This is a genomic window from Candidatus Accumulibacter vicinus (assembly GCF_000584955.1).
Lineage (GTDB): Bacteria > Pseudomonadota > Gammaproteobacteria > Burkholderiales > Rhodocyclaceae > Accumulibacter > Accumulibacter vicinus.
In genome coordinates this window covers 17,034-20,826 of the sequence record NZ_JDSS02000030.1, presented here as the reverse complement: position 1 = coordinate 20,826, position 3,793 = coordinate 17,034, and the positions used below count along the sequence as shown (strand labels likewise).

General features: G+C 63.8%; 3 protein-coding genes. 1 reads left to right on the top strand and 2 read right to left on the bottom strand.

What is annotated here, in order from left to right; genetic code table 11:
• Both CAPSK01_RS23065 and CAPSK01_RS23060 read right to left on the bottom strand, forming a co-directional pair.
• The coding region (locus CAPSK01_RS23065) for a PAS domain S-box protein (RefSeq protein ID WP_273703720.1) at positions 1 to 3,095 on the bottom strand (3,095 nt) is incomplete at its 3' end.
• Positions 3,092 to 3,499, bottom strand: a complete 408-nt coding sequence (locus CAPSK01_RS23060; protein ID WP_273703719.1) for a bacteriohemerythrin — start codon at positions 3,497 to 3,499, stop codon at positions 3,092 to 3,094. The genes CAPSK01_RS23060 and CAPSK01_RS23065, both read right to left, overlap by 4 nt.
• Between CAPSK01_RS23060 and CAPSK01_RS23055 the strand changes: the two genes are divergently transcribed.
• Positions 3,472 to 3,793: hypothetical protein (locus CAPSK01_RS23055; protein ID WP_273703718.1), on the top strand; the 322-nt coding region annotated here is incomplete at its 3' end. The two genes, CAPSK01_RS23060 and CAPSK01_RS23055, sit on opposite strands and share 28 nt — an antisense overlap.

Genomic DNA, 3,793 nt, shown 5'->3' with positions numbered 1-3,793 from the left:
GCTGCCGGCACCGGCGGGGCGTCGGCGCGGTGCGCCAGCCACCTGGCCAGCAGCGCGAAGAAACTTGGCAAGGCGAACGGTTTGCCGAGATGGTCATTCATTCCTTCATCCAGGTACACCTGCTTTTCGTGTTCCATCGTGTGCGCCGTCATGGCTGCGATCGGCAGCGCCGCCAGGTCCGGCAGCGCACGGATCCGGCGCGTTGCCGTGAGGCCGTCGATGACCGGCATCTGGATGTCCATCAGGACCAGGTCGAAGGCGCCGGGGCCCGACTCGCGGAGGATGTTGATTGCCTCCAGGCCGTTCTCGGCGAGGCGCGGGACGATGCCGACGCTGGCCAGCAAATCGAAGACGATCTCGCGGTTGAGTGGCTGATCGTCGACCACCAGCACGCGCGCGTCGTGGTAATGCGTCGGCAGGGGTTGGCCGTTCGGCGCTTCTTCACGGTCGGCAAGGAAGCTCCCGGTCGCCTGGGCCAGTGTCAGACGGACGCCAAAGCGCGTGCCTTCGCCCGGTCGGCTGTTGACCTCGATCGAACCGTGCATGCCTTCGACGAGTTGCTTGCAGATCGCCAGGCCCAGGCCGCTGCCACCGTACTTGCGCGTGATCGACGGGTCGGCCTGAACGAAAGGCCGGTAGATCTGGGCGATTTCGTTTTCACTCATGCCGATTCCCGAATCCTCGACCTCGAGCAGCAGACCGGCACCCTGCGCGTCGAGGTGCTCGACGATGATGCGCACGATGATGCCGCCGGTCTCGGTAAATTTGATCGAATTGTTGAGCAGGTTGAGGAGAATCTGTTCGATGCGCAGCGAATCGCCGACGAGCCCCTCGGGAAGCCGCTCGTCGATCTGCGCTTCGAGCCGCAACCCTTTTTCGGCGGCACGGTGGCCGATGACCGAGAACACGCGCGCGGCGGTCTGACGCAGGCTGAATGGCTGCGCTTCGAACCTCATCTCGCCGCTCGCGATCCGGGTCAGATCGAGCAGGTCATTGATGATTGCCAGCAGCGTCTGGCCGGCGTCGCCGACCTTTTCCAGATACTGGCGCTGGCGGGCGTCGGTGCTGCCCTGCAGCGCCAGTGCCGAGAGCCCGATGACGGCGTTGAGCGGTGTTCGCAGTTCGTGGCTGACGTTGGCGAGGAAGGCGTCCTTGACCTGGTCGGCGATCTTTGCCGCTGCCAGCGCGCTGGTCAGCTCGGCGGTGCGGCGTTTGACGAGGTCTTCGAGGTGTTCCTGGTGCTCTTCGAGCTGGTCCTGGATCAGTCGTAGTTCGGTGATGTCCTGCTTGACCCCGAGAAAGTGGGTGATCGTCCCGTGCTCGTCGACGATCGGCGAGAGCCAGGCTTCTTCCCAGAACAGTTCGCCGTTCTTGCGCCGGTTGAGGAGCGTGCCGCGCCATTCGCCGCCTGCGAGCAGCGTGTCCCACATTTTCCGGTAGGTTTGCAGCGAGGTCTGGCCGGATTGCAGCAGGCTGGGGTTCTGGCCGATGGCCTCGTGCCGGGAATAACCGCTGACCTGGACGAAACGCGGATTGACATATTCGATCAGACCCTCGCGACTGGTAATGACGATCGATACCGGGCTCTGCTCGACCGCCTGCAGCAACTTGTGGACTTCCTTCTCGGCGGCCCGGCGTTCGGAAATGTCGGCGAAGATCCAGATGCTGCCCTCGTGTGGATGCGCGGGGTCGATTGCCCGGCCATTCAGCACGCCCCAGAAAGTCTGGCCGTCCTTGCGTTGCAGCAGCACTTCCTCGCAATGGCTCCTGCCGGCGCTGCAGTCGGCGTAGGCGCGCTGGCCGACGGCCTCGAAGATCGCGCGCGAGGCATACAGGCACTCGGTCGACTGCCCGGACAGCTCGCCGGCGCCATAGCCAAAGATTTCCTCGAAGCGGCGATTGCACGAAACCATCCGCCGGTGTTTCAGGTAGGTGATGCCGACCAGCGCGTTGTGCAGGATCGTCTCGTGTTCGGCGAGCAACTGCCGGGTCTGTTCTCTCTGCTCGTGTTCGCGGCTGACATCGAACATCAGCCCGCGCAACCTCGTCGGCTGGCCATTCTCGGTGATGACCCGGACCCGGTCGTGTAGCCAGAACGTGCGTCCGTCGGCGGCAACGAAACGATATTCGAGATCGTAAGGCAGTCCTTGCTGGCTGCAACTCGCGTGCTGGGCGCTTGCCCAGTCCCGGTCGTCCGGGTGCAGATGCGCCACCCAGAAGTCGGCCTGTGCCCAGTCGGCGACCGGGAAACCCAGCAGACGTTCGGCCTGGGCACTGACGAAGGTGAATTGCAGGGTCCTGGCATCGGCCTCCCAGACGATGCCGTCGATCGACTGCACGAGATCCTCGTGACGCCTGCTCAGGCGCTGCATGCGTTGGCTCATGCGGGAGGCAAAGGCCCTGGCGAGCAGGAACAGTCCGGCCATGGTCAGCAGCACCGCGATGCCGGTGATCCAGGCGTGTTGCTGCTGGCGGAGCAGCAGTGGCGTGATGTCGAAGCGCACGCTGATGCCGCCACGCACGTCGCCGACCTGGTAGCCCATGTCCTGATGGCAGTGCAGGCAGGCGGTCTCGACCAGCAGGGGCGCCATGTAGCGGAACTCGCTCCGGTCACCGCTGTCGATCGCCGCGAAACGTTCCTTCTCGCCGGTGGCGAAACCCGCGAGTGCGGCGCGTTCCCAGTCGTCGGCGACGTTGTCGGGGTTCTTCAGTTGCAGGCTGGTGATGTGAAAACGGTAGTCGCCATCGCGCGCCGCCAGTTCCGAGATCTCGCGCGTCATCAGCGCCGGATTGCGCAGGGTATAGGTCTTGCCGTTGGTCGCCGTGATGTCGGGGTCCCGCAGGTACGGATTGCTTTCGACACCGGCGCGTTTTTCCACGTAGACACCGCCGTGCTCGGCGTTCCAGCGCCGGGTCAGGACGATGTCGCGGAAATGCGCGCGTGCGCGCGCGAGCACGAACTCTTCGACAGAGGCCCCTTGATTGATCCGCTCCAGAAAAACCGTCGTCATGCCGGCGACAATCAGCAGCAAACCGATCTGCACCAGAAAGCGATGCTGCAACCATTTCCCGGCCGTTGTTGGCGGTATTTTCAAAGCCGATTCGAACGCCAGCGTGCGAACGCTGCCGCCAGTTGGCGATCCGAGGTTTCGACATGATCGATCAGCCAGCGTTTGATGAACCCGGCAATCGCCGCGGCGCTGATGATGCCCGTGCTCATTTCTTCGATCTGGGCACGAACCTCGTCGAACAGGTGTACATGTTCCTTCTGGTGCCGGGCCGAAAATTCGTAGTGGATCTCCCGCATCAGTTGTTCCTCGCGGGCGAAGTGATCCCTGGTCAGGGTTTCGAGTTCGGCCAGCACGGCCTGGGTGGCCACCCTGTCTGATCGCTCGCTCGCCTCCTGCAGGCGATTGAGCAGGCCGAGCATGGCGCGATGATCGTTGTCAATCTCGGTGTGCCCGATTTCCAGTGCTGCGCTCCATTCAAGTGTTGCCATGGCGTGATCTGTCCAATGGGTTTGCAATTAAAGTGTATCGGTGGGATCATCCCCTGCTCGGGATCGCGCCAGCGCAGCAGCGCTTTTGCGCCGATCACCGCCCTGCTGCGGGCTTCGATCAGCGGCTGGGAATGCATGATTTCTTCCAGCCGAGTTGGTCGGTCGCTATACGTTCGATTCTGCCGGGCAATGCCGGTTCAGAAACGCTCGAAGTCGTGGTCGGCCGGCGCCTTGGCGGCGGCGCGGGCCGCTGTCCTGGGGCGTGCGGGCGCTACCTGTCGGGCAGCCGGGGCG